This window comes from Blautia sp. AF19-10LB (assembly GCF_003461245.1).
Classification (GTDB): Bacteria; Bacillota; Clostridia; order Lachnospirales; family Lachnospiraceae; genus Blautia_A; species Blautia_A intestinihominis.
On sequence record NZ_QTWS01000099.1, the window covers coordinates 1 to 660 of the forward strand.

1 protein-coding gene is annotated in these 660 nt (G+C 39.7%); it reads right to left on the reverse strand.

Going from position 1 to position 660, the window contains the following annotated elements; genetic code table 11:
- Positions 1-17 precede the first annotated feature (17 nt).
- Positions 18-660: IS4 family transposase (locus DWX28_RS19240; protein ID WP_118254805.1), on the reverse strand; the 643-nt coding region annotated here is incomplete at its 5' end.

A 660-nucleotide genomic window follows, 5' to 3' on the forward strand; every position in this document is an offset into this window, starting at 1 on the left:
CTTAACTTGACCCATATTTATACAAGATAATTTCGATAAGCAAGCAATGAATATAGTACATCCAGTCCTTGCCAGATAGAACGTACTCCGGGCATACCATCGCTCGGTGCACCTTTCGTCCCTCCAAGAACTCCCAGATCATAAATTGCTTCTTTAAGTGAATACGATTCAGGAATTTCCTTGCTTTTTCTTGCGCAACAACATAATACTTTCCATTCCTCTTCAACAAATACGATCCCACTTGAAATTTCCGGACATATTTTCCCAAGATAAGTCAGATTTAATATCTGCATTGCAATGACAGAATATAATAACGTTAGAAAGCTTAATCTCCCATATTCCCTTGCCTGGTTCTTTTCTATTTTGCACCCACTCTTTAATATAAAATGAAACCGTTCTATCTTCCATCTGTGTGCATAACACTGTACCAGCTTTTCTATTTCTTTTTCGCTCTTTACCGTTACCGTTGTCAGCAGAAACCATTCTGTCCCCTTTTTCCCGGATTCATGCACATAGATCGCTGTCAGCTCCAGCTTTTCCCGTAAATGCTTTTCCTTTCTCCTTTGAGGACGGTAGATTGTAACCTTTTTGCAATGGTAATCCATTTTTATATTTCTTGATGGGATATGCTCTCTGGGATTCCGGCTCATCCGGACAACC